This window comes from Microbacterium sp. SS28 (assembly GCF_022761035.1).
GTDB lineage: Bacteria > Actinomycetota > Actinomycetes > Actinomycetales > Microbacteriaceae > Microbacterium.
Genome location: NZ_JAKWJP010000010.1, coordinates 22,451 through 44,193 on the forward strand (window position 1 = coordinate 22,451; position 21,743 = coordinate 44,193).

Annotated in this window: 23 protein-coding genes; 18 read left to right on the forward strand and 5 right to left on the reverse strand. The window is 67.5% G+C overall.

Annotated elements, in window-relative coordinates; translation table 11 throughout:
- The first annotated feature begins 10 nt into the window (after window positions 1-10).
- A complete protein-coding gene (locus MJ607_RS19370) occupies window positions 11-739 on the forward strand; it encodes a hypothetical protein (protein ID WP_243077279.1) in 729 nt (242 codons plus the stop codon).
- A gap of 172 nt (window positions 740-911) precedes the next feature.
- A complete protein-coding gene (gene adhE / locus MJ607_RS19375; RefSeq protein ID WP_243077280.1) occupies window positions 912-3,641 on the forward strand; it encodes a bifunctional acetaldehyde-CoA/alcohol dehydrogenase in 2,730 nt (909 codons plus the stop codon).
- 93 nt (window positions 3,642-3,734) lie between these two features.
- On the opposite strand, the gene MJ607_RS19380 is transcribed toward adhE, so the two are convergent.
- The gene (locus MJ607_RS19380; RefSeq protein WP_243077281.1) at window positions 3,735-3,980 is read right to left on the reverse strand and encodes a DUF4287 domain-containing protein; all 246 of its coding nucleotides are present in this window, start codon (window positions 3,978-3,980) and stop codon (window positions 3,735-3,737) included.
- Window positions 3,981-4,059: 79 nt separating this feature from the next.
- Here MJ607_RS19380 and MJ607_RS19385 point away from each other — a divergent pair, with 79 nt between their 5' ends.
- From MJ607_RS19385 to MJ607_RS19395, 3 genes are all read left to right on the forward strand, one after another.
- A complete protein-coding gene (locus tag MJ607_RS19385) occupies window positions 4,060-4,974 on the forward strand; it encodes a L,D-transpeptidase (protein ID WP_243077282.1) in 915 nt (304 codons plus the stop codon).
- Between the two features lie 97 nt (window positions 4,975-5,071).
- On the forward strand, window positions 5,072-5,392 hold the full coding sequence (locus tag MJ607_RS19390) for a hypothetical protein (protein ID WP_243077283.1): 321 nt from the start codon (window positions 5,072-5,074) through the stop codon (window positions 5,390-5,392).
- A gap of 63 nt (window positions 5,393-5,455) precedes the next feature.
- Window positions 5,456-6,448 (forward strand): aldo/keto reductase, encoded by a 993-nt coding sequence (locus MJ607_RS19395; RefSeq protein WP_243077284.1) that lies wholly within the window; start codon window positions 5,456-5,458, stop codon window positions 6,446-6,448.
- Between the two features lie 88 nt (window positions 6,449-6,536).
- Here MJ607_RS19395 and MJ607_RS19400 read toward each other — a convergent pair whose 3' ends face one another.
- From MJ607_RS19400 to MJ607_RS19410, 3 genes are all read right to left on the reverse strand, one after another.
- Entirely contained in the window at window positions 6,537-7,022 is a 486-nt protein-coding gene (locus MJ607_RS19400; protein WP_243077285.1) for a DUF1294 domain-containing protein, read from the reverse strand.
- A 91-nt stretch (window positions 7,023-7,113) separates the two neighbouring features.
- On the reverse strand, window positions 7,114-7,518 hold the full coding sequence (locus tag MJ607_RS19405; protein ID WP_243077286.1) for a hypothetical protein: 405 nt from the start codon (window positions 7,516-7,518) through the stop codon (window positions 7,114-7,116).
- Between the two features lie 206 nt (window positions 7,519-7,724).
- Window positions 7,725-8,324, reverse strand: coding sequence for a GNAT family N-acetyltransferase (locus tag MJ607_RS19410; protein WP_243077287.1), 600 nt, complete (start codon window positions 8,322-8,324; stop codon window positions 7,725-7,727).
- 79 nt (window positions 8,325-8,403) lie between these two features.
- Between MJ607_RS19410 and MJ607_RS19415 the strand changes: the two genes are divergently transcribed.
- A complete protein-coding gene (locus MJ607_RS19415; protein ID WP_243077288.1) occupies window positions 8,404-9,741 on the forward strand; it encodes an MFS transporter in 1,338 nt (445 codons plus the stop codon).
- A gap of 63 nt (window positions 9,742-9,804) precedes the next feature.
- Here MJ607_RS19415 and MJ607_RS19420 read toward each other — a convergent pair whose 3' ends face one another.
- Window positions 9,805-10,737, reverse strand: a complete 933-nt coding sequence (locus MJ607_RS19420; protein ID WP_243077289.1) for an NADP-dependent oxidoreductase — start codon at window positions 10,735-10,737, stop codon at window positions 9,805-9,807.
- A gap of 174 nt (window positions 10,738-10,911) precedes the next feature.
- On the opposite strand from MJ607_RS19420, the gene MJ607_RS19425 reads away from it, so the two are divergent.
- From MJ607_RS19425 to MJ607_RS19480, 12 genes are all read left to right on the forward strand, one after another.
- On the forward strand, window positions 10,912-11,211 hold the full coding sequence (locus MJ607_RS19425) for a DUF1905 domain-containing protein (protein WP_243077290.1): 300 nt from the start codon (window positions 10,912-10,914) through the stop codon (window positions 11,209-11,211).
- A 298-nt stretch (window positions 11,212-11,509) separates the two neighbouring features.
- Window positions 11,510-11,953: a prepilin-type N-terminal cleavage/methylation domain-containing protein gene (locus tag MJ607_RS19430; protein ID WP_243077291.1), complete on the forward strand. Its 444-nt coding sequence runs from the start codon at window positions 11,510-11,512 to the stop codon at window positions 11,951-11,953.
- 35 nt (window positions 11,954-11,988) lie between these two features.
- Window positions 11,989-12,438, forward strand: coding sequence for a prepilin-type N-terminal cleavage/methylation domain-containing protein (locus tag MJ607_RS19435; RefSeq protein WP_243077292.1), 450 nt, complete (start codon window positions 11,989-11,991; stop codon window positions 12,436-12,438).
- The gene (locus tag MJ607_RS19440; RefSeq protein ID WP_243077293.1) at window positions 12,435-12,959 is read left to right on the forward strand and encodes a prepilin-type N-terminal cleavage/methylation domain-containing protein; all 525 of its coding nucleotides are present in this window, start codon (window positions 12,435-12,437) and stop codon (window positions 12,957-12,959) included. The genes MJ607_RS19435 and MJ607_RS19440 overlap by 4 nt, the downstream gene beginning before the upstream one ends.
- A gap of 2 nt (window positions 12,960-12,961) precedes the next feature.
- Window positions 12,962-14,506, forward strand: a complete 1,545-nt coding sequence (locus tag MJ607_RS19445) for a hypothetical protein (RefSeq protein WP_243077294.1) — start codon at window positions 12,962-12,964, stop codon at window positions 14,504-14,506.
- Window positions 14,506-15,318, forward strand: a complete 813-nt coding sequence (locus MJ607_RS19450) for an A24 family peptidase (protein ID WP_243077295.1) — start codon at window positions 14,506-14,508, stop codon at window positions 15,316-15,318. Before MJ607_RS19445 ends, MJ607_RS19450 begins: the two co-directional genes overlap by 1 nt.
- Before the next feature lie 23 nt (window positions 15,319-15,341).
- Window positions 15,342-16,382, forward strand: coding sequence for a pilus assembly protein PilM (pilM, locus tag MJ607_RS19455; protein WP_243077296.1), 1,041 nt, complete (start codon window positions 15,342-15,344; stop codon window positions 16,380-16,382).
- Window positions 16,382-17,029, forward strand: coding sequence for a hypothetical protein (locus MJ607_RS19460; RefSeq protein ID WP_243077297.1), 648 nt, complete (start codon window positions 16,382-16,384; stop codon window positions 17,027-17,029). Before pilM ends, MJ607_RS19460 begins: the two co-directional genes overlap by 1 nt.
- On the forward strand, window positions 17,029-17,706 hold the full coding sequence (locus MJ607_RS19465; protein ID WP_243077298.1) for a hypothetical protein: 678 nt from the start codon (window positions 17,029-17,031) through the stop codon (window positions 17,704-17,706). Before MJ607_RS19460 ends, MJ607_RS19465 begins: the two co-directional genes overlap by 1 nt.
- Before the next feature lie 3 nt (window positions 17,707-17,709).
- A complete protein-coding gene (locus tag MJ607_RS19470; RefSeq protein WP_279234925.1) occupies window positions 17,710-18,843 on the forward strand; it encodes a type IV pilus twitching motility protein PilT in 1,134 nt (377 codons plus the stop codon).
- A 1-nt stretch (window position 18,844) separates the two neighbouring features.
- Window positions 18,845-20,080: a type II secretion system F family protein gene (locus MJ607_RS19475; protein WP_243077299.1), complete on the forward strand. Its 1,236-nt coding sequence runs from the start codon at window positions 18,845-18,847 to the stop codon at window positions 20,078-20,080.
- A gap of 382 nt (window positions 20,081-20,462) precedes the next feature.
- Complete coding sequence (locus MJ607_RS19480; RefSeq protein WP_243077300.1) at window positions 20,463-21,719, forward strand: HNH endonuclease signature motif containing protein; 1,257 nt, start codon at window positions 20,463-20,465, stop codon at window positions 21,717-21,719.
- Window positions 21,720-21,743: the final 24 nt, after the last annotated feature.

Sequence of the window (21,743 nt, forward strand, 5' to 3'; positions counted from 1 at the left end):
AGCTCCGCGCATGGCCCGGGACCGAACGTACACAGACGATCAGCTCAGCGTCTCGATTGCGCGGTCGCATTCCTGGCGAGCGACCCTGCGGGAACTCGGACTGGCGGCGACCTCGGCAGGCGCAATGCGGTCCGTCCGCTCGCGGGCCGACGTGCTCGGCTTGGACTACAGTCACTTCTCGACCGCTCGGCTCACATCGGAGCGTCTGCGTGCGGCGGTGTCCGACTCCGAGACCTGGGGTGAGGTGATCGAACGCCTCGGACTGCGGGGCGCATCGGGCATAGCTGCCGCAAGGGGCCACGCCGCGCGGCTGGGCGTTGACGTGGCGCATCTGGCGCCGCGTTCCGAGTCGGCGATTCCTCTGGATGTCCGACCCGATACTGTGAACCTGCCGCGAGCCGGCTCGCTGCTCGCGGCAGCGTGGTTCACGCTGTGTGGACAGGAGGTCTCCTGGCCTCTCGAACCCAGTCGATACGACCTGCTCGTCCAAAGCGGCGAGGGGATTCGCCGCGTGCAGGTCAAGACGACGACGGTGCGCGCGGGCGATACATGGAAGGTGTACCTGTCCACGGCGGGACGCGGACGCAGGACGTACGATCCCGACGAGATCGATGACTTCTTCGTGATCGATGGGTCGCTTACCTACTTTCAGATCCCGCTCACCGAAGTGGGCGGTCGGCAGGCGATCCACCTCTCTGCGTACGAGAGATTCCGGCTCCGGCCTGTGGCGTTCGGTTGACGCTCGCGAACGGGACCTCGGAAATCACGACATCGAACCACTCTCGAGTTCGCCCGTTGTGTGGTCAGACCACATGCGCCATAATTGATCTCGACAGGGCGCGGACACAGATCGCCGGGCCCAGGAAAGCAAGGATGCGGATGTCGCATCCGCTCCTGGGTTGGAGATCACAATGTCCACGTCGATCGATGCACTCGTCGCGAAGGCGCAGGAAGCGCTCGCTGAGTACGGGTCCTTCACGCAGGAAGAGATCGACCACATCGTGCGCAAGGCATCGGTGGCGGCTCTCCACGAGCACGGACCCCTCGCGGTGCTCGCGGTGGAAGAGACAGGTCGAGGCCTCTTCGAGGACAAGGCCGTCAAGAACATGTTCGCCTGCGAGCACGTGACGCACTCGATCATCAAGCAGAAGACGGTCGGAGTCATCTCGCACGACGACATCACGGGCATCACCGAGATCGCCGACCCCGTCGGCGTCGTCTGCGCACTGACCCCCGTGACCAACCCCACCTCGACGACGATCTTCAAGTCGCTCATCGCGCTGAAGACCCGCAACCCGATCGTCTTCGGCTTCCACCCGTCGGCCCAGCGCTCCTCGGTCGCCGCCGCGACGATCGTGCGCGACGCGGCGGTCGCCGCCGGCGCCCCGGAGAACTGCATCCAGTGGATCGAAGAGCCGTCGATGGAGGCATCCGGCGAGCTCATGAACCACCCGGGCGTCGCCCTCATCCTCGCGACGGGCGGCAACGCCATGGTCCGCGCCGCGTACTCGTGCGGCAAGCCGGCCCTCGGCGTCGGCGCGGGCAACGTCCCCGCCTTCATCGAGCGCACCGCGAAGGTCGGTCGCGCCGTCAACGACATCGTGCTCTCGAAGTCCTTCGACATGGGCATGGTGTGCGCGTCGGAGCAGGCCGTCATCCTCGACGAGCCCATCGCCGAAGAGGCGCTCGCCGAGTTCGAGCGGCTGCACGCGTACCGCGTCAACGCGGACGAGAAGCGGATGCTGGAGGAGTTCATCTTCGGAGTCACAGCCACCTCTGAGAACTGTGGCCTGGCGAAGCTCAACGCCAAGGTCGTCGGGCAGTCGCCCGTCTGGATCGCCGAGCAGGCCGGCTTCTCGGTCCCCGAGGACACCTCGATCCTGCTCGCGGACGTCGCGAGCGTCGGCCCGCAGGAGCCCCTGACGCGCGAGAAGCTCGCCCCCGTGCTCGCCGTGCTGCGCGCTGCGACCCCCGCTGAGGGCATCGACCTCTCGGCGCAGATGGTGGCCTTCGACGGCCTCGGCCACTCGGGTGCCATCCACTCGAACGACGCCGCCGTCATCGCCGACTTCGCCGAGGCGGTCAAGGCCGTGCGCATCATCGAGAACGCCCCGTCGGCCCTCGGCGGCATCGGCGACATCTACAACGCCTTCATGCCGTCGCTGACCCTGGGCTGCGGCTCCTACGGCCGCAACTCGGTCTCGAACAACGTCTCGGCGGTGAACCTCCTCAACGTCAAGCGCGTCGGTCGCCGCAACAACAACCTGCAGTGGTTCAAGGTGCCGGCGAAGACGTACTTCGAGCCGAACTCGATCCGCTACCTCATCGACATGAAGGGCGTCCAGCGCGTCACGATCGTGACCGACGCGGGCATGACCCGCATGGGCTTCGTCGACAAGGTGATCGACGTGCTGAACCGCCGTCCCGGTCGCGTGCAGCTGCAGATCATCGACAACGTCCTTCCCGAGCCGAAGCTCTCGACCGTCCAGGCCGGTGCCGCGCAGATGCGCGAGTTCAAGCCCGACACGATCATCGCGCTCGGCGGCGGTTCGCCGATGGACGCCGCGAAGGTCATGTGGCTCCTGTACGAGAACCCCGACGTGCAGTTCTCCGACATGCGCGAGAAGTTCTTCGACGTGCGCAAGCGCGCGTTCAAGTTCCCCGAGCTCGGCAAGCAGGCCAAGCTCGTGTGCATCCCGACGACGTCGGGCACGGGCTCCGAGATGACGCCGTTCGCGGTCATCACGGACGACGAGACGGGCAACAAGTACCCGCTCGCCGACTACGCGCTCACGCCGTCCGTCGCGATCATCGACCCCCAGCTGACGAAGGCGCTCCCGGGCTTCCTCGTGGCTGACGCCGGGTTCGACGCCCTCACGCACGCGACCGAGGCCTATGTCTCGGTGTACGCGAACGACTACACCGACGGCCTGTGCCTGCACGCGATCAAGCTCATCTTCGAGAACATCGAGCGCAGCGCCCAGGCGCAGCCGAATTCGACCGCTGCCGAAGACATCCGGGCCCGCGAGAAGATGCACAACGCGGCATCCATCTCGGGCATGGCGTTCGGCAACGCGTTCCTGGGCATCGTGCACGCGATGGCCCACGTGACGGGGTCGAAGTTCCACCTCGTCCACGGCCGCACGAACGCGATCTACCTGCCGCACGTCATCCGCTACAACGGGCGCATCCCCACGAAGCTCACGAGCTGGCCGAAGTACGAGCGCTACATCGCGCCCGAGCGCTTCCAGGAGATCGCGGCGCACCTCGGCCTGCCGGCGTCGACCCCCGAAGAGGGCGTCGAGAGCTACGCGAAGGCCGTCGAGAAGCTGCGCGACGCGGTCGGCATCGAGCGGTCGTTCCAGCAGCAGGGTGTCGCCGAGGGCGACTTCATCGGCCGCCTCGACGAGCTCGCGATGGCCGCCTACGGCGACCAGTGCGCGCCCGCCAACCCGCGGATGCCGATGCTCGCCGACATGCGGACGATCATGGAGGCCGCCTACTACGGCACGTCCTTCGACGAGGTCCGCGCCCACCGTGCGCACACCGCACAGGCCGGCGACTCGGTGACGGCGGCTCCTGCCGCCGAGGCCGCTCCGAAGGCTGCCAAGGTCTCCGCCAAGGCGACCAAGGCCGCGTAACGCGACCAGACCAGCGCCCCGTCCCACCTCGCCCGGGACGGGGCGCTTTCGCGTGCGCGAGCGAGCCCGCGAGCGAGCCCGGGAGCCCGCGACTCAGCCCGCGAGCTTCTGCTTCGTGTATCCGACGATCGCCTGCGCGTGGCCGTGCCCGAGGCCGTACTCGGTCTTGAGGTACTCGACCGCCTCCATGTGCTTCTTCGTCTCGAGCTGCTCGACCGCGATGTCGAGCCAGTCCTGGATGGGGCACCCGTAGTTCTTCTCGATGCTCGGGAAGTACGAGGCGGGGCCCTTGACCTTCTCGTCCGACGGCGGCGGGGGAGTCACGCGATGTTCCGACATGGTCGCGATGCTAGCGAAGCGGTCGGACACAGCACATCCCGGGTTGCGGGATCCGGATGCCGCAACGGACGATGGAGCAATGGGGCAGCAGCGTCGGCGCATCGTGTGGATCGCGGCAGCCGCGGTCGCCGCGCTCGTCGTCGGGCTCGGGATCGCGTGGCTCGCGCAGCCCGGCGCGCCCGCGGCATCCGCTCCCTCTCCTTCGCCGACGAAGACGCAGACCCCTTCCCCGACTCCCACGCCGACCCCCACCCCCACCCCCACTCCGACGCCGACCGGATTCCCGGCGAACACCGCCGGCTACGACCTCAACGCGCTGCCTTCGACCGACGTCTTCGCCGTCAACGCGGGGATCGCGGTCGATGACAAGCCGGACGCCGCCTTTACGGGCGAAGCCGCGCGGCCACGGGATTGGGCGGCGCCCGTCTTCACGGATCCGCTCGGGCAGCCCGTCTCGCGGCTGCTGCGGGACTTCGTGTACGGCGGCACGACGGTGCCCGTCATCGAGCGGCAGGACAACTGGGTCAAGGTGCTGCTCACGGGGCGGCAGGCGATCCCGTCGCAGGGGAACCCCGCGCAGGTCACGGGCTGGCTGCGGATGCAGGATGTCGAGCTCACGCCCCTCGACCAGGTCGTCGCCGTGAGCATCTCGGCACGCACGATCGACATCTGGAAGGCCGGGGCGTCCGAGCGGGTCGCGAGCGACTTCGGCTGGGGCACGGGCGCGACGCCGACGCCGCTCGGTCGCGCCTTCGTCATGCTCGTCCGCGCCGATCCCTCGCTCTGGTACACGCGCGGGCACCCGATCGTGTACCTCTCGGTGCAGTCGCCGACGCTCGACGGGTTCGGCGGATCGAGCGTCGCCGTGACGGCGTTCCACTATCACGATGCGCATTCGGGTCAGATATCGAATGGATGCCTCCGGCTGGACGCCGCCGCGATCGATCGGCTCGCCCAGCTCCCCGAAGGGACGCCCGTCTTCATCCGCGCCTGACCCGTGACAGCGGGGCTCTGGCGGGCGAGTCGGACCGCGCGTAGATTGCACGTGCCGCGGGGGACGGCCTCGCGGCTCGACCCGAGAAGAGACCGTCATGAGCACGTACCTGATCCTCTACCGCGCGCCCGGAACCGCCGCCGACCAGATGGCCGACCAAGACCCCGAAGCAGCCGCCGAGAGCATGAAGGCGTGGACCGACTGGCAGGCGAAGGCGGGCGACGCCGTCGTCGACTTCGGCTCGCCGACACAGCCCGTGTCGGGCGCCGATCCCGGCTCGGAGACGTCGATCGGCGGCTATTCGCTCGTGCAGGCGGATTCGCTCGGCGAGCTGGACGCCCTTCTCGCCGATCACCCGCACAAGGCCATGGGCGGTTCCATCGAGATCCTCGCGCTGCTGTCAATCCCCGGGATGTGATGCCGCGGCAGCGCAGCGAGGCGTCAGGATAGAGGCACCCCCCGAACTCTAAGGAGCCTCCCCATGCAGCAGCGTCCGCTCGGCCGCACCGGCCGCACCGTCTCGCCGATCGGACTCGGCACGTGGCAGCTCGGCGCCGACTGGGGCGATGTGAGCGAGGCCGACGCGCGGGCCGTGCTCGCGGCATCGGTCGAGAACGGCGTGACGCTCTTCGACACCGCCGACGTGTACGGCGACGGGCGCAGCGAGTCGATCATCGGCGCCTTCCTCGCCGAGGGTCATGACGTCGTCGTCGCGACGAAGATGGGCCGCCGTCTCGCGCAGGAGCCCGAGAACTACTCGCCCGCGAACTTCCGTGCGTGGACCGACCGGTCGCGCCGCAACCTCGGCGTCGACACGCTCGACCTCGTGCAGCTGCACTGCCCGCCGACCGCCGTCATCGAGGCCGACGCCACCTATGACGAGCTCGACGCGCTCGTCGCCGACGGGACCATCGCGGCCTACGGCGTCTCGGTCGAGACGACAGCGCAGGCGCTCGCCGCGATCGCGCGGCCGAACGTCACGAACGTCCAGATCATCCTGAATCCCTTCCGCCTCAAGCCGCTCGACGAGGTGCTGCCTGCGGCGCTCGCGGCGGAGGTCGCGATCTTCGCGCGCGTTCCCCTCGCATCGGGACTCCTCTCGGGGAAGTACACGGCGGCGACGACATTCGCCGAGAACGATCACCGCACGTACAACCGCCAGGGTGAGGCGTTCGACCGGGGCGAGACCTTCTCGGGCGTCGACTACGCCACAGGGCTCGAGGCGGTCGCCGAGCTCGCCGCGGCACTGCCGTCGGGCGTCTCGCTTCCCGCCGCGACGCTCGCATGGATCACTTCGCTGCCGGGTGTCACTTCTGTGATCCCGGGCGCGCGCAACATCGCCCAGGCCCGGTCGAACGCGGATGCCGCAGCACTCCTCGAGCCCGGCTCCGGCTTCGACCTCGCCGCGTTCGACGGCGTCGTCCGCGAGGTCTACGACCGCCGCCTGCGGGAGTCCATCCACCCCCAGTGGTGAGCCGGGCCCTCGGCCGTTCGCGGCGGCGCGCCCTGTTCGTCGAGCGAGCGAAGCGAGACGAAGCGCCTCCTGGTTCGATGCCGTGGGGTCAGCCGAGCAGCGACGTCACCGCGTCGGGCGACCAGGGAAGCGCGAGGTCCCAGCCCCGCATCGTCGCAAGCGCGATGAAGGAGCCGAGCAGGAGGACGTTCAGCACGACAGTGCCCCAGAACGCCCGCCGGAACGTCCGCTTGCGCGTCTTGTGCCGGAACACCTGCTGCGCGACGAGCGCTCCGGGCCACCCGCCGAGCAGTCCGAGTGTGAGCAGCGTGCGCTCCGACGTCCGCGGCGCACTGCGTCGCGCTGCGCGCTTGTCGAGCCCGTAGGCCGCGAATGCGACGAGGCTCAGAGCACCGTAGAGCGCCGGCATCCACCAGGGCAGATCCAGAATCACGGATGCCGCGCCGAACGTCGCCGCGAAAACGACGAGCACGCCCCAGCTGAGCCCTGCCGGGAGCGGCCGCGACAGATCCCGCGGCCGGTCGTCGACCGCGGCGGGGCGAGGGCGGGGGCGAGGGGAGGAGCCGTGCGACATGCGCTCGATCCTAGGACGCCGCACGCGCGGGACGGCACGAGAAAGGGCGCCGCACCCCGAAGGATGCGGCGCCCTTTCGAGCGGGACGGGGTCAGCGGTCCTGCAGCTCCTTGCCGTACACGACGAGCGCGAAGATCACGAGCAGGTCGAGCGCGATGATCGTGAGCGCGAGCCACGGCGAGTAGGGGATCGACGCGAACTGGCTCACGGCGTTGATCGAGACGAGCACGACACCGGTGATGCGGGCCCAGGTCGCGCCGCGCAGGACGAAGACTCCGACGAGCACGATCAGGAGACCGACGATGAGGTGCCACCAGCCCCAGGTCGTGACGTCGACGAGCCAGATGCTGCCGGTGATCGTGACGAAGTAGGCGCTCGACGGGCCGATGATCGCGGCGAGGCCGAAGAGCGCGTTGAAGACGCCCACGATGATCAGGACGATGCCGCCGAACACGGCCCAGCCGACCCAGCCGGACTGCTTCTGAACGTTGGACATGATCGGAACCCCTTTCTGAGGTGATACGGCCCGCAGAACCGCGGGATCCACGGACGGGCCCGTACGGCCTGCCCATCGACACGATGTTCCCGTGATCCACGGACTCGGATCACGCAGGCGCGCCGCCGCTCACCCGACTCGGGTGACGGGAGGGGTGCGGCATCCGTCACCCGCCGTAATGCGAAGCGGACGAAGGGATGCCGCGCTCAGAGCTCGAGCCGCATGACGAGCCGGCGCTTGGTGGGGTGCGAGACCTCGACGAATCCGGCTGCGGCGAAGGGGCCGACGGCGCCGACGCTCATCTCGTTCCACGTCACTTCGGCGCCGCCCGTGACCATGGGGTAGCCCTCGATCGCCTCGGCTCCGCGGGCGCGGGCATGCGCGACGGCTGCCGCGACGAGGTCGTAGGTGTAGCCCCGGCCGCGGAACCCGCGCCGCACGACGAGGCAGGGGATCGCCCAGACCGACTCGTCGTCCTTGTCTTCGCTGCGCTCCTTCCATGGCACGGGCGAGCCGCGGAGCCGGCCGTAGACGCTGCGGCGATCGACGGCGCACCAGCCGACGGGCTCGTCGTCGAGGTAGGCGACGATGCCGATCGTCTCGGTCGCGCGCGGATCGCCGCAATTCGTCTCGGCCCGCAGGATCGCCCCGCGCTCGCTCTCGGGCATGTACCACCAGTCGTGGTCGCCCAGGCGCTGCCGCTCGCACTGGCAGTGCCCCGCCGTGCCGGTGAGGATCGCCTGCAGGTCGTCCCACGATGCCTCGTTCGCCGGCACGATCCGAAGGCGCGGAGCAGCGGCTGCCATGCACCGACCCTACGTCGCACCCCCGACAGCGCGCACGGAGCGCACGGGCGCCCCCCTGCTGATCGATAGCCTGGAACGGATGCCGCATACCCAGCCGACTCGCCCGCCCGCCCTCACGCCGTGGTCGATGATCGTCGGACTCGGATTCGTGAGCCTGCTGATCGACATGGTCGCCGACGGCGCCGCATCGGTGACCGGCGCACTGCTCGAGCAGCTCGGGGCGACGGCGCTGCTCGTGGGTCTCGTGACGGGCGGCGCGCAGGCGCTCGCGCTGCTCCTCCGGCTCGTGACGGGACCGTGGGCCGACCGCACGGGCGCGTACTGGGGCTTCACGATCGCGGGATACGCCCTGACCGCGATCTCGGTGCCGCTGCTCGCCTTCACCCCGATGCTCGGCGCCGCGGGGCTCGCGGTCGCGAGCGCCCTCATCCTGGTCGAGCGCACCGGCAAGGCGATCCGCTCACCTGCCAAGACAGTGCTTCTCGCGGATGCTGCGCTCGCCGTCGGCGTCGGCAAGGGCTTCGGCGTGCACAAGGCGCTCGACCAGATCGGTGCTTTCGGGGGGCCGCTCATCGTCGCGGGCGTCGCGGCGCTGACGGGCTCGCTCGCACCTGCCTTCCTCGTGCTCATCGTGCCGGCGGCGGCCGCGATGGTACTCCTCTTCTGGCTGCGCGCGAAGGTCCCCGACCCGAGCATGTACCAGCCGGCGGAGCCCGAGCCCGCGAAGCCCGCACCGGCGAAGTCCGCGGTGGCTCAGTCCAGGTCTGACGCTGACCCCCGCCCGACAGACCCGCAGCCCACGACCGCCGAAGCCGCGGCATCCGTCGCCGCCGCTGCGCGCGCGACCTTCCGCACCTTCCTCCTCTTCTCGCTCTTCGCGGGCCTCACGACCTTCGGTCTGCTGAGCTTCGGGATCGTCTCGTTCCACCTCGCGGCGAGCGATCTCGTCCCTCTCGCCGGGGTGCCTCTCGTCTACGCGCTCGGCATGGCCGCGGCCGCGCTCTCGGCATTCGCGACCGGCTGGGCATACGACCGCTGGGGCGCGCGAGTGCTGTATGCCGTTCCGGTTATGACTCTCTTCGTGCCGGGTCTCGTGCTCGGCCCGACGCTCGCCACCGTCGTCGGGGGAGTCGTCGTCTGGGGTGCCGCGACGGGGGTGCAGGACTCGACGGTCAAGGCCCTCGTCGCAGATCTGGTGCCGGGCCGCAAGCGCGGCGCGGCCTATGGCTGGTTCGCCGTGTTCCAGGGCGTCGGAGCCCTCGCGGGCGCCGTCGTCGCGGGCGCGCTCTACGGCAATGTGCCGCTCCTCATCGGCCTCGTGGTGGTGCTGCAGATCGTCGCGATCGTGCTTCTCGCGATCGTGCTGCGCCGTCGAGGTGCCGCCCGCGTGGGCACGGCCCAACCCCGTGATCGTTGAGCGAGCCAAGCGGGACGAAACGCCACCCGCCTCCAAGGCCGGCGAGTGGCGTTCCGAGCCCCGCTACCAGATCCGGATGACGATGTTCCCCAGCGTCTCGTGCCCGTACGCGCCGAATGCCTGCGCGATCTCGTCGAACGCGTGCTCGCGGTCGACGATGATGCGCAGGTCGCCCGACCCCGTGAGCCCCGTGAGCCGCTCGAGCGATTCCGTGGTGGGGTAGCCCGCGATGGGCACCGCCGTGAGTCGCTCCTGGTCGGGGAACATGTCGGGCGAGAACAGCACGGGCGAGATGAGCGTGCCGCCGTCCTTCACGAGCTCCGCGAATTCGCCCGGGTCGCCTTTGAGGTGCACCGCGACGTCGACGCCGTGCGGTGCGATTTCCCGGACGGATGCCGCGAGCCGCGCATAGTCGACGGCGTGCGCCGCTCCCAGTTCGGTGAGCAGGTCGCGCCCGTCGATCGTGCGGCCCGTCGCGATGACGACGGCGCCGGCGGCCGCGGCGAGCTGCACGAGGATGGTCCCGACTCCGCCGGTCGCGCCGACGACGAGCACGGTCTTGCCGACGGGGTCGCCGATCGCGGCGAGGATCGCAAGGGCTGTCGATCCCGTGTGGGCGAGCGAGGCCGCTTCAGAGTCGGTGAGGTCGTCGGGGGCCTTGATGAGTCCTCCGTCGGCGAAGGCCGTCGTGTATTCGGCGAACGCGCCTTCGCGCAGGAATGGCTTCGCGACGACGCCGAGCACTCGGTCGCCGACGCCGAGCCCGGAGACGCCTTCGCCGACCGCATCCACGACTCCCGCGAATTCGCGCCCCAGCACGACCGGATACCGATGCTCGAAGAATCCCGCCATCCACCCCGCCGCGACGGCGAGGTCGAAGCCGTTGACCGATGCGGCGGTGACGCGCACGCGCACTTCGCCGGGGTCGGGTTCGGGGATGTCGATGTCGAGGTGTGCGGGCTGCGCGCCCTGCTCAGCGACTGCGAAGGCCTTCATCGGCTGCCTGGCTTTCTGCGCGCCCATCCGCGGCTTCTGCGCGGGGCGAGGGATGCGCTCCCGCTCTGGATATACCCGCCGCCCCTCGCCCCGCAAGAGAAACCGCTCTCCCGTGTCGAAGCGAGTCGAACGCCCGAGGCTCCGAGTAACCTCGCCCGCACTACCCTCGATCCCATGAAGGTCGAGTTCGACGGCGAGGTCTTCACATGGGACGCCCGCCGCGCCGACACGTGGTTCTTCACGGCGCTGCCGGTCGACCTGAGCGAGCAGATCCGCGAGATCCCTCGCCCCTCCCGCGGCTTCGGCTCCGTGCGCGTGCTCGCCCGCATCGGAAGCTCCGAGTGGCGCACCTCGATCTTCCCTGACTCCTCCGCCGGCGCGTATGTGCTGCCGCTCAAGAAGGCCGTTCGGGATGCCGAGTCCCTCGTCGACGGAGGCCCCGTGTCGGTGCGCCTCGAGGTGCTCGACGGCTGAGAACGGGGTCTCGATGCGGCTGGGACTGCGTTCCACTTAGGGGCGTTATAGAAGCGTGATAGATTCCCGCTTGACGAATCATGAGAGATCTCTCATGATTGTCGGCGGGAGGGGATCCACGCAGTTGCGTGTATCTCAAAACCCAGCTCTGAAAAGACTGGGACACGTAACTGGGGATGTTCTTGGGGCCGGTACTTGGGTGTGCCGGAGCTGTACGTAACTGGGGTTGTTCGCTGACTGGTGATGTCGCCGGTCTATTCAGTGCTGTCCGCTTGTCATCAAACAAGGAGATACGCACATGCGTGCAACCATCAAGAACAGCCTCGAGGCCGCAAAGGCGCGCCGCGAAGAGACCGGCGAGAAGGGCTTCTCGCTGATCGAGCTCATCGTCGTCATTGTGATCATCGGTATCCTCGCCGCGATCGCGATCCCGATCTTCGCGGGCATCCAGAAGAACGCCAACGACGCCGCCGCTCAGTCCGCGGCGGCCAATGGCGCGACCTCTGCGGCTGTCACCATGTCGCAGACTGGCAAGAGCGCCACAGACGTGGAGGGCGCTGCAGGCTTCTCGACGCTGGTCACGGCCCCGGACACGATCGACCTCGCTTCACCGGCAACGGGCACCGACGCCTCGAAGATCTGCGTCGTGGTCTCCTACGACGGCGGCAACTTCGGCTCCTGGGGCGAGGGGCCTGGATGCATCGCTGGTACGAACGCGGGTGGCTTCGGCGCCGCGAAGTAGTAGCACGACTCACGATCGCCAGGAAGCCGCGGCAGATGCAGCTTCCTGGCGATCGTTCCAGATCGAGGTTGGGCGAAACGGCGGGCCGTGAAGTGGACAAGGAATCTGACGCTGGATTCGGGTTGGTTGAGCTCGTCATTGCGATGCTCCTCCTTGCGGTGATCGCGGTCGCCATTGCGCCCGCAATCTGGAACGGCATCCGATACTCGTCCGATCAGACGACAGTCGCGACGGCGACACGCCAACTGAACAGCCTCGTCGACCAGGCTCATGATGGCGAAAGCTGCGCCAGCGTTGCAGTGGCGACAGGTTCGCGTACTTTCGTCGACGGGCGCGGCCGTCAGTTCACGACGGCCGCCGAGGATCCGAGTGGCACCATCGTCACGCCCGCATGCAGCGGTACGTCGCTCGTGAAGTTCACACTCGTCGCGCGGCAGGCCGGCAAGGAGCTAGCCCGCGTCGACGCGATGGTTTACGTCCCATGAGCAAGCTCTCAACGAACGATGAGGGACTTACGCTCATCGAACTCATCATCTACATCGTCATTCTGGGCATCATTTCGACAGCGATCGTGATGATCCTGACCAACACGTTGAGGGCGCAGGCGAGCGTGACCTCGCAGACGCAAGCCACCACACGCGGACAGCTCGTGTCGTCAGAGATCGAGAAGGCGATGCGCAACGCGATCGCGTTCACCGTCTCGCCTGATGGATCGACCCTTCACGTCAACACATCATTTGCCGGGTCGAAACAGTGCCAAGCCTTCGCCCTTACCAGTGACGGTCTGAAGATGTCGGTGAGCAGCAGTCCGGCTCCGGACATCAGTGTCTGGCCTGTATGGCAGAAGCGCGTCGCAGCCGTGGGTGTATCCACTCCTGCGTTCACCGCGCTCGGCGGCGACGGGGTCACCTACGCGTTCAATGCCACGAGCGATTCGGCGCCGGTGCGGTTCACCGGCAATGCGTACACACGCAACGACAAAACAGGGGTGATGGGCGGGTGCTGATCATGACGAAGAACGGACTTCCCTCGAGCCGGCGTAGCGACGACGGTGTCGCACTCATCGCTGTGCTGCTGATGATGTTCGTCGGTGTCGCTGCGGTGAGCATCATCGCCAGCACGGTCATCTACGCCATCGGCTCGAACGTCGCGAACAAGAGCACGACCCAGTCCTTCATTGCGGCCGAGTCCGGCAGAGACGCTGTGCTGGCCAACGTCCTCGCGGCCACCTGCAGTCTGACGGCATCGAACCCGGTCGGCAGCGGACATGTAGCGCCCTTCTACGAAGCGAGCGCCGACGTCTGCCCGAGCAAGACAGCAGGCAGCACGTTCACCATCACGTCCACCGGCTACGACGCGTCGGGCGCCACGAGCAAGATCGTGGCGACCTACAGCCGACTCGTCACGTACGAGAATCAGCCGGGCGGGTCGCTCGCCTACTTCAGCGGCACGTTCAAGCTCACCAAATCCACGTACACCGGTGACGTCGTCATCCGCGATGGAGACTACAACTGCAACTCCGACTCGACCATCGACGGCGACCTCTGGGTGCCCAAGGGCTCCCTCGAGATCAGCGCGAAATGCGTGATCACGGGCAGCATCTACGTACGCGACGGAGTCAATCTCAAGTCGTCGAACTCCGCAGTCGGCAAGTCCGTGGTCGCCGGAGGAGACATCACGATGAGTGCCGGCGGGATGATCGTCGGAGTCGACCTCGTGTCCAACGGAAACATCACGGTCGATGCCGGTCAGGTCAACGGAAAGGCGCGCGCGGCGAAGACCGTCGACGTCAAGACGAATCCGCAGGCGATCGTGCTCGGTGGGATCGAACAGAACGTTTCGCCCGCGCCTGCAGTCTTCAGTCCCTCGCTCGCCGATGTCTTCGCGATGACGGCCTGGGTCGACCTGCCGTCGACGAAGTCGGTGTGGGGCGCCGATGTCGACTGGGTCACCTACACCCCGACGACGGACCACAAGGGCAACAAAGTCTGCACCGGCGACGTGACAGCGAGCGTGACGAAGACCCTCGCGTCGGGTATGAACCGTGTGGGCATCGACTACTCCGCGTGCACGACGGATGTGACGGCGAAGGTCACCAGTGCCGCACTGAACCGCGATGTTCTGTTCCTCGTTCCTTCCGGCGTCGCGATGAACGTCGACATCAGCGGGACGGTGACGTCGCTTCTTGCCGCGAAGAGTCAGTTCTTCTTCATTCACGGCGATGCGAACACGACCAATCCTCTGCCCAACTGCCGGGTGGGCGGCAGTGCGGGAGACGACATCACCCTGCCGGCAACGCTCGGTGTCGACGTGATGTTCTACACTGCGTGCGGCATCAGCAAAGAGCCGAACGCCTTCACGGGCCAGTACTACGCAGCCAACGATGGCAACTCGCACTGGGTGCAGCCGTCCTTCACCTGCAAGCAGATGAAGTGGACACCTGTCATCGATCTCGGCTGCAAGCTCGGGCAGTCGGCAGGCAGCGGGACAGGTCCGACCGTCACGACGATCCAGAAGCCGGTCCGCGTGACACAAGTCGAGGTCGCGCCATAGTGGTTCTTCAGACGGCGATCATCGTCTTCACCGGCTTGGTCGGACTCGTGATCGGCTCCTTTCTCAACGTCGTCGCCATACGAGTCCCGGCAGGTGCGTCCCTCGTGCGCGAGAGCCGCTGCCCATCGTGCGACTCCGTGATCAAGCCGTGGCACAACGTTCCCGTGCTGGGTTGGCTCACGCTGCGGGGACGCTGCGCGTCGTGCGGCGAGCCGATCTCGCCGCGGTATCCCATCGTCGAGGCGATCACGGGCGCGCTCTTCGCGTTCGTCGCCTGGCTCACGCTCGCGACCAGCACCGTGCCCCTCCCGGCGACTTTTGCGGTGCTGGTCGCGTTTCTCTACTTCGCGGCCATCAGCGTCGTGCTGACGGTCATCGACCTCGACACGCACCGCCTGCCGAATGCGATCGTGCTGCCGAGCTACGTCGTGGCGGCGGTGCTCTTCACCACCGCTTGTGTCCTCGGCGCCGACTGGAATGATCTGCTCCGTGCCGGCATCGGCATGGCGATCCTCTACGCGTTCTATTTCGTCATCCGTCTCGTCCGTCCCGACGGCATGGGCGGCGGCGACGTCAAGCTCGCGGGTGTCGTCGGGATGTATCTCGGCTGGCTCGGCTGGGGATCGCTCGCCGTCGGGGCGTTCGCGGCGTTCCTGCTCGGCGGAGTCTTCGGGCTCGCGCTGATCGGCGCGAAGAAGGCCGGCCGTCGCACGGCGATCCCGTTCGGTCCGTGGATGATCGCGGGCGCGTGGGTGGGCATTGTTCTTGGGCAGGCGCTCGGCGCCTGGTATTTGGGGCTGCTCGCAGTCTGAGCAGGCAGGGGAAGGGGCAAGAAATGGCATCGACATTGGTCGGTCTGGAGATCACGGAAGAGAGTGTGCGCGCCGTCGAAGTGCGCAAGGGGCGAACACCCGTCCTGCTCGCGGCGGGGGAGGTGCCGCTTCCGCCCGACGCCGCGCGCGACTCGGAGGTGCTCGACCGAGACGTCGTCGCGATGGCGCTGCGCCAGCTGTGGTCGACGGCCGGCATCAAGGGCCGCGAAGTGACGCTCGGCGTCGGCAGTCGGCGCATCCTCGTTCGCGAGTACACGACGCAGGCGATGGCGCCTGCGATGCTCAAGCAGGCCCTGCCCTATCAGGTCCAGGACCTCCTTCCGGTGCCGGCGAATCAGGCGGTGCTCGACTTCTATCCGCTCGGGCAACAGGGCGATCAGGTCAGCGGGATGCTCGTGGCCGCCGTCGCCGAGACGATGGAGCAGCTCGTCGCGACGACGAACCGCGCCAAGCTCAGGACGAAGACCGTCGACCTCCTGCCGTTCGGACTTGCGCGCGTCGCAAAGCGCATCGCGGTTCAGGGAGACGCCGTCGCGATGGTGCACATCGGCGATCACACGACGCATGTCGTGATCTCGACGGACGGCGTCCCGCACTTCGTTCGCATGATCCCGATCGACGTGCCGACTGCCGCATCCCGGCGTCACGACGACGCGCTGTTGGCGTTCTCGGACGTCGTCCTCGACGAGCTCGCGCTCGAGACGGTCCCGCCCATGCCGGCGAGCGTGACACGCACGCGCGCCAACCTGCGCACGGGCGGCGCTAACGATCCCGCGATCGGAGACCTCATCACGCGCATCCGCAGCACGATCTCGTTCTTCGCCGCGCGGCCCGGAGCCCCCCGACTCGCGGCAGCCTGTGTGAGCGGGGCCGGATACCTCGCCCCGGGCGTCGCCGACGCGCTCACCCGCGCGTTCGACATCCCGGTGCGCCCGCTCAACGTCACCGACATCGTCAAGGTGGGTGCAGGACTCACCCTCACCGACGACCTCGCGTTCAACGCCGTGGCAACGCTCGGCGTTCTTCTTGGAGAGACGAACTGATGGCAAGCTCTGCTTTCGTGCTCGCGGGCGTGCCGCGTGTAAACCTCATGCCGCCGCTCGAGATCGAGCGGCGCAAGCGGGCGTCGCTCGTCCGCGGGTGGGGCTGGGCCGTCTTCACGTCGCTGGTCGTCGCGGCTCTCGTCGTGGGAGGGGCCTTCGCGTTGAAGCTCGTTGCCGATCAGGCCCTTGCCGTCGAGCAGGCCAACACCACAGTGCTCCTCACAGAGCTGTCGAGCCTCTCGGAGGTGAGCGGAGCGATCGCGGCCGAGGGTGAGCTCACGTACTTCCGCGCGGATGCGATGGGCTCGGACTTCGCATGGACGCCCCTGGTGGCCGCGATCACGGGCGCGCTCCCCGCGGAGGTGCGACTGACGGGGTTCGACCTCACGAGCGGCGGGAATGCGCAGACAGAGGACCCGACGTCTGACGTGGGGCTCATTGGAACGATGACCTTGGACAGCCCGAATCCGATCGATCTGCCCGCGACGATTCGCCAACTCCGAGACCTCGAGTCCGTCGCGAACGTGGATGGCCGCGCCCTGACGACCGGGGGGGAAGGCGGAAGCCGCTATACCTACCAGCTCGACGTCACCTTCGACCAGTCGATCTACTCAGGTCAGTACGCGCCTGTGGAGGGGGCCCAGTGATGTCTCGTTCACTCATCAACGTGCTGGGCGTCATCGTCACTATTGGCGTCCTGGCTCTCGGCATCTTCCTGGTCGCCATGCCGATCGCGCTTCAGGCGCTCGGCGTCGTCGGCCAGACGGCAACGGTCTTGAGTACGAACGCGACGTACCAGGCTCAGATCGACGGTCTGCGCGAAGAGGAGGAGAACCTCGATGCGACTCAGGCGTCCGTGGCGAGTCTTCAGACGCAGATCACCCCGGCCAACGAGCTGGACGATGTCTTCGAGTTGGTCGCGACAGCGGCTGCGTCCTCCGGCGTGACACTCACCAACGTGGCTGCGGGAGAGTCTGCAGCCTTCGTCGAGCGGACCTCCGCAACGGCGATCAGCGATGTGGCAGCCGCCCCGCCTGCGGCGGCACCTTCGTCCGAGTCGACGTCGGGCGAGCCGGCCACGACGACCGATGCGGCCGCGCAGCCTGTCGCACAGGACACGCCCTCTGCCACCGCGGGTCGCACTCAAGTCGACTTCACCATCGGCGCGACGGCAGGCGACATGAACCAGGTCGTGGCCTTCCTCGAGGCACTTCGCGCGGGGCCACGCTTGCTCGGCCAGGTGAAGTCGACGGTGGCGTCCGACGGTTCGACTTTCAACATCACTGTCTCGGCACTGACCTTCGTGCTTCCCCTGGAAGGGTGAACAATGAGCCCTACTGCGCTCGACGGCCTGCTCTCGGCAGCTGCTCGCTACGAGGCATCCGATGTCCACCTGACGGCTGATGCCGTGCCCCTCATGCGGGTCGACGGTGATCTCGTGGCGATCCCAGGCTTCACCGACCCGCTGTCGGCACTCTGGGTCGAGTCGGCGGCGTTCGGACTGATGGGTCCGGCGCAGCGCGACGAGTTCGAAGAGCGGCATGAGGTCGACCTCGCCCACGCGTCGGACGGTCTCGGACGCTTCCGCGTCAACGTCTTCCGCCAGCTCGGCTCGGTGGCGGTCGCTCTGCGATTCATCCCGGAGCGCGTCTTCTCGCTAGAGGAGCTCGGGGCGCCTGCCATCGCGCGCGACCTCGCGCTCAAGCCGCGCGGCCTCGTGCTGCTGACGGGCCCGACGGGGTCGGGCAAGTCGACGACGCTCACGGCGATGGTCGACATCATCAACGAGACCCTGCCGGCGCACGTCATCACGATCGAAGACCCGATCGAGTTCCACCACGAGAGCAAGCGGTCGCTCGTCCATCAGCGCGAGGTCGGTGCCGACACCGCCTCGTTCGCCGAGGCGCTGCGCCGCGTGCTGCGCCAGGACCCCGACGTCATCCTCATCGGCGAGCTGCGCGATCCCGAGTCGATCCGCACGGCGCTGTCGGCGGCCGAGACGGGTCACCTCGTGCTCTCGACGCTGCATACGCAGGGTGCCGCGAAGAGCGTCAACCGCATCGTCGACGTCTTCCCTTCTGATCAGCAGCACCAGATCCGGACGCAGCTCGGCGACACGCTGCAGGGCATCATCAGCCAGACGCTGCTCCCTCTCTCGCAGACGAACGGACGCACGATCGCGACGGAAGTGCTCATCAACACGCCCGCCGTCGCGAACCTCATTCGCGAGGGTCAGGTCGCGCAGCTCTACACGGCGATGCAGGCGGGCGGCCAGATGGGCATGCACACGCTCGACCAGGACCTCCGTCGCATGGTGGAACAGGGAATCATCGCGCAGCAGGTCGCCCGTCAGTTCGCCGTCGACCCGAGCTACCTCGACGGTGTGCACGTGCGACCGCGCGACCTCGATGCCGAGGCATGGTCCATGCATGCGCCCGAGCACATGATCCAGGGGGTCTGACATGTCGATCGTGCAAGAGTTCACGTACCGGGCGATCGACCCGCGCGGCGGAGCCGTCGTCAAGGGGTCGATGGAGGCGGCGAGCGAGTCGGCCGTGACGGGCAAGCTGCGTGCGCAGGGGCTGACGCCCCTCGAGATAAAGGCGCTCTCGAAGACCGGTCTCAACCGGGAGATCAAACTCCCTGGGCTGGGCGGCACGGTCAAGCCGAAGTCGCTCGCGATCTTCACGAAGCAGATGGCGGGCCTGCTCAACGCCGGCCTCCCGCTCATGCGAACGCTGGCGATCCTGATCGAGCAGACGGAGGACAAGAAGCTGCAGCCGGCGCTCATCGCGGTGCAGGCGGATGTCGAGAGCGGTCAGTCCTTCTCGAATGCCCTGGCTCGGCATTCCGAAGTCTTTCCTCCGCTTCTGATCAGCATCGTGCGGGTCGGCGAGACCGGTGGCTTCCTGGCGCGGGCGATGGAGTCGCTCGCGGAGAACTATAAGAAGGAGTCCGAGCTCCAGAACAAGATCCGCGCAGCAGTCACCTACCCGATCATCGTGCTGATCGTCGCGGTCCTCGGTGTGATCGCGATGGTGACGTTCGTCGTACCGGTCTTCGAGAGCATGTTCGCGGGGATCGGTTCGGAGCTTCCGCTGCCTACGCAGATCCTCGTGAACGTCTCGCGCAACATGTGGTGGATCCTGCCGCTGCTCATCGTGACGGTCATGGGTGTCACGATCTGGTGGCTGCGCAACAAGAACAAGGACAGCGTCCGCAAGGTCCTCGACCCGTTCAAGCTCAAGATGCCGATCTTCGGCAAGCTCTTCACGAAGATGTCGGTCGCCCGCTTCAGTCGCAACCTGTCGATGATGCTCGATGCGGGCGTGCCGATCATCCAGGCGCTCGCGATCGTGGCCCAGGCATCCAACAACTGGGCCATCGAGCGCGCGGTGCACGACGTGCAGGAGTCGGTGCGGCAGGGTCGATCGTTCGCGGCGCCGCTCGCAAAGGCGAACGTCTTCCCGGCGATGGTCTCCCAGATGGTCGCGATCGGTGAGGAGTCGGGCACTCTGTCCGAGATGCTCGCGAGCATCGCGGACTTCTACGAGGACGAAGTGGACACGGTCACGTCACAGCTTTCGTCGATCATCGAGCCGCTCCTGATCGTTGTGCTCGGCATCGTGATCGGCGGGATCGTGATCTCGCTGTACCTGCCGATCTTCACCCTGTACGGAGATCTCAGCCAGCAGTAGCTTGGGGCCGCCTTGGGGGAGGCGGAAGAAGCGGCGGCACCTGGGGAGGGATGCCGCCGCTTCGTCGTTCCCGCAGGGATCGTGTAGTCACCGGGTAGGTGGGTTCAGCGTCGCGTCTCGCAGAGCCCCTCCCGAGCGCGCGAATTACGTCGAGGGGTCGTTCAACGACTGGCAGCGAGCAGCTGAAGGGGGCTGTTCAGGCGCGGGATCATGGAGAAGATCGCCGCCGGACATGCTTCGTACAAAGAGACGAATGTTCTCACTCGCTGCGACGGCCCACGCCCTGCAGGCCTGGGGTGGATTCCGGCTCGGAAGCCGAGAAAGGAGCAAACTCGATCCTAATTGCGTTCTCAATGTCGTAGATGTGTTCTAAACTGAACTCATGGATCGAAGCCCCGTCACCCAACCTCTCGGCGACATCGCCGAGCCGTGGGAGGCGGATCTCGCCGGGCTCGAACTGGCGGCCTTCGACGCCCCGGACGCGCTCGATCTCGTCATGGAAGTCGATGCGATGCTGGCGATCTGCGCGGCGCAGCGGCTTGAGCGCGTCGACGCGATGCGCCGCGAAGCGCTGGGCGATGCTGCCCGCTACGGTGGCGGGCTTCGGGATGTGATCGAGCGCTCCGTGCGGCTCGAACTCGCGGCGGCGCTGCGGATCACCGAGCACTCGGCGGCCACGCTCCTCTCACTCGCAGAAGCGCTCGTCAGTCGCTACCCGACCGTGCTCGCCTCTCTCGGGGCGGGACGCATGACAGAGCGCCACGCGACGACGATCGTCGACTACCTGGACGCCGTCGAAGCCGAGGTGCGAGCCGGCATCGTCGATCGTGCCGTCGAGCTCGCCGAGGTCGAAGCCGTCGGCACGTTCCGCCGGTCGCTGCGTCGACTGGTCGACTCGGTGCGCGCCTCGACGCTAGCGGAGCGCTACGAAGCGGCCCTCGTGCAGCGTCGCGTGTACGTCGAGCCCGCAGAGGACGGCGCTGCCTGGCTGCACTACTTCGGGCCGGCCGTCGAGGTGCATGCCGCACACGGCCGGATCACCGCGATGGCGAAGGTTCTGTGCGCGCAGCCGGGCGACACGCGCACGCTCGACCAGGCGCGCGCCGATGTGCTGTGCGACCTGCTCATCGACGGCACGACGGCCGATCATCCCGTCGAGGCGCGCGGCATCCGTGCGACGGTCGTCGTGACCGTTCCCGTGCTCTCGCTGCTCGAAGGCGCAGATGGCTCACCCGACGACCTGAGCGAGACCGAGCATCACGCCGACCGGGGTGGCATCACACCGGCCGGCCTGGCCGACCTCCCCGTGGTCGAAGGCATCGGACCGATTCCGCTCGCCGTGGCCCGCGAACTCTGCGGGGGAGCGTCCGGATGGATGCGAGTCCTGACCCACCCCGAGACCGGCGCGGTGCTCTCTGTCGGTCGAGAGCAGTATCGTCCGCCATCATCGCTCGCGAGATTGGTGCGATGGCGAGCAGACCGATGTATGGCACCCGGATGCGGTATGCCGGCATCCAGATGTGAGATCGACCACTCGATCGCATGGCAGCACGGTGGTTGCACCTCCATCACCAATCTCGACCCGCTCTGCAAGGGGCATAGAGAGCATGGACGTGGGCCGGTCCTGGTGGCGGCCTGACCCCGAGATCCATTGACACTTTCG